The sequence below is a fragment of the Methylobacterium soli genome, assembly GCF_008806385.1.
GTDB lineage: Bacteria > Pseudomonadota > Alphaproteobacteria > Rhizobiales > Beijerinckiaceae > Methylobacterium > Methylobacterium soli.
In genome coordinates this window covers 1-2,629 of the sequence record NZ_VZZK01000091.1, presented here as the reverse complement: position 1 = coordinate 2,629, position 2,629 = coordinate 1, and the positions used below count along the sequence as shown (strand labels likewise).

General features: G+C 66.8%; 2 protein-coding genes. One reads left to right on the top strand and one right to left on the bottom strand.

The window, feature by feature from the left end:
- Positions 1-1,204, bottom strand: a 1,204-nt coding sequence (locus tag F6X53_RS33565) for a TonB-dependent receptor plug domain-containing protein (protein ID WP_244965644.1), incomplete at its 3' end; no start/stop codon positions are given.
- An 801-nt stretch (positions 1,205-2,005) separates the two neighbouring features.
- Here F6X53_RS33565 and F6X53_RS31770 point away from each other — a divergent pair.
- Complete coding sequence (locus F6X53_RS31770) at positions 2,006-2,197, top strand: hypothetical protein (RefSeq protein WP_151005893.1); 192 nt, start codon at positions 2,006-2,008, stop codon at positions 2,195-2,197.
- The last annotated feature ends 432 nt before the right edge of the window (positions 2,198-2,629 follow it).

Genomic DNA, 2,629 nt, shown 5'->3' with positions numbered 1-2,629 from the left:
CATCGAAGCGGGCGACCGCGTTGTTGTCGACGTTGAACAGCCCGGCCCGCGAGGTGGCGCGGAAGCGGTAGCGCGAGAGCTGCGTCTGCAGCGGGTCGGCGTAGCCGTTGATCGCGAACGAGTTGTCGTAGGACTCGGTATAGGCGTAACGCAGGTTCTGCCGGAACGTCCAGGTGTCGTCGAAGACGTGCTCGAACTCGTAGCCGAGATTGAATTGTGTCCGGCGATAGACGTTGTTGACCGGATCCTGAACGTTGAAGCTGCGCGGGATGCGCTGGCCCAGCACGTCCGGGCGCGCCGTGCCCTGGTACGGCAGGAAGGCGTTGATGCGGCCCGTGTCGTCGTACTGGACGCTCGACAGGAAGGTGAAGGTGGTGGCCCCGTCCGGCTTGTAGGTGAAGGTCGGCGCGATGTAGCCGCGGTTCTCGTCGAGCCTGTCGACCTGCGTGCCGCCCTGGCGGCCGATGGCGGTGAGCCGGTAGAACCAGTGGCCGTCCTGGTCGGCGGGGCCGCCGAGGTCGAAGGCGAGGTATTTCTGGCCGAAGGAACCGCCGCCGACCTCGATGTAGCGCAGCGGATCGAGCGGGGGCTTTTTGCTGACGATGTTGATGAGGCCGCCCGGCCCGCCCTGGCCGAACAGCACCGCGGCGGGGCCGCGCAGGATGTCGATGCGCTCGACGCCGAAGGGATCGACCTTGTAGGATCCGAAGCCGAAGTTGAAGAGCTGCAGCCCATCCCGGTAGAGGCCGGTGTCGCTCGCCGTGAAGCCGCGGATCTGGAAGAAGTCGAAGCGCGTATCCGGTCCGAAGGCGTTGCCGAAGACGCCGGGTGAGTAATTGATGATCTCGCCGATCTGCTGCGGCTTGATCGCGTCGATCTCCCGGCGCCCGATCACGCTGATCGATTGCGGCGTCTCGATCAGCGGCGTGTCGGTCTTGGTCGATGTGAGGGTCCGCTTGGCGACGAAGCCGTCGATCGGCCCGCGCGGATCCTCGCGGGTCGCGACCGCGCGGGCCGGGACACCCCCCTGCCCCTCGACGCTCAACTCCTCCAGGCGCGTGCTCGCCTGCCCGGACGGCGCGGCGCGGCTCTCTTGCTGGGCATGGGGGCTGCCGATCAACCCGAGCAGGGAGACGCTGCCCAGAGCGGCCCTCCGGATCGCACCGCGCAACGGCCTGAGGCTGAAACCTGACGTGACACGCATGATTGATCCTGAACGCCAGCGGGCGGCACACCGCCGTTCAATGGCGTGCCGCGCTCAGTTTAGAATTCTGATAAAGTACTGGAAAGGCTTGCCTTTATTCATTTTGGTAGAGCTTGGCCGTGATGTTCGCAAGTGCATCGGCAGCGGTCGTCCAGCTCTGTGACGCGGTTGCAACGGATCGGGGTGAGGGCTCGCCCGTGCCGCAGCTGTCTGCGGCGTGCGCGCGTCGGAATCCGAACGAGGCCGGATCAGGGTCTCGCGAGGATGCGGGTAATCCCGAACCCTCTCGAGGACCGAGCGGGCGTTCGATCCGGCCGGCGGGTGAGCTTCGGGCTACCGAGCCGGGCGAATCCTGCCCACATCCGCCCCGGCCGCGAGCCGGACTGTGATCCACCGCACAGAGACGCGCGCGGCCATCGGGTTACAACGGGGTCCTGGACCGCGCAGGGGGAGCTGAGACCATGACGATCCGACGCGGCGAGGGCGCCGGCATCCCGGCGCGAAAAGCCCCGCGACCGGGAGGCCGCGGGGTCGAAGTCGCAGTCACGAGATGCAGGGGACTGGTCTCGTGCGACCATGCTGCGCTGCTGGCCGCCCTTCGGCAACGCACCGATCCTGATCCAGAAGATGTGCCGCGCCCGGCGTAAAAGGATTAGTTCACCCGGCTCGCCCGGCGGGACGCTGGATCACCGAACGCGTTCGACACGTACGATCAATACGTTTGCTCAGTAAACAACATACTTCTAGCGTCCGGCTTGAAGGCTGAAGCTTCGAACCGGGCGCCTGCCGGAGGTTCTTGAGATGTTGCCCATCGGCATCAAACGGGCTTGTGACGGGCCGCTGACGCGCGACCCGGGGGAGACCTGCACCCCGAGCCACCTCGACGCGCAGACGAGCGCGGTGCGGAACCACGTCCGGCGGGTCTTGCGGCAGATCTCGGCGGGCAGCCTCGGCCATGAAGCCGCGGCGGACCGGGCCGAGCCGCGAGGCTGAGCGACGCGCCCGCTTGAGCGAGCGGTTCCGCTGATTTTGCGCTGCAGCAAATTCCGGGTTGACCGGCGGGGAGCGGCTGCCTATATGCCTCTCAACGGCGCTGAGCTGCGGGAGCGGTTCTGGCGCTGCTGTTTTCTGTCCGATGCGGGTTGGTGGGTCCGGTGTTAAGCCGGGTGCTTGGCCGTTCGTGTCGGGGCGGTGTCGAGGTTCGGGTCCGCGAGGATCCGGACAGGGTTGACACCGGAACGAGCGGGCCTTAGACGGCCCCACCGCCGCGGCGGACCGGCCCTTGAGGCTCTGGTCCGGCCAAGGCAGGTTCACCGGATCGGATGCAGGATGCGACGGGCTTCGTCCCGGGGCGTCGTTGTCCGCGAAGATGGACGGCGTGCTCCTTTGACGAGCGCGGTTCTTTGACAAGTTGGCTAGAGAAAG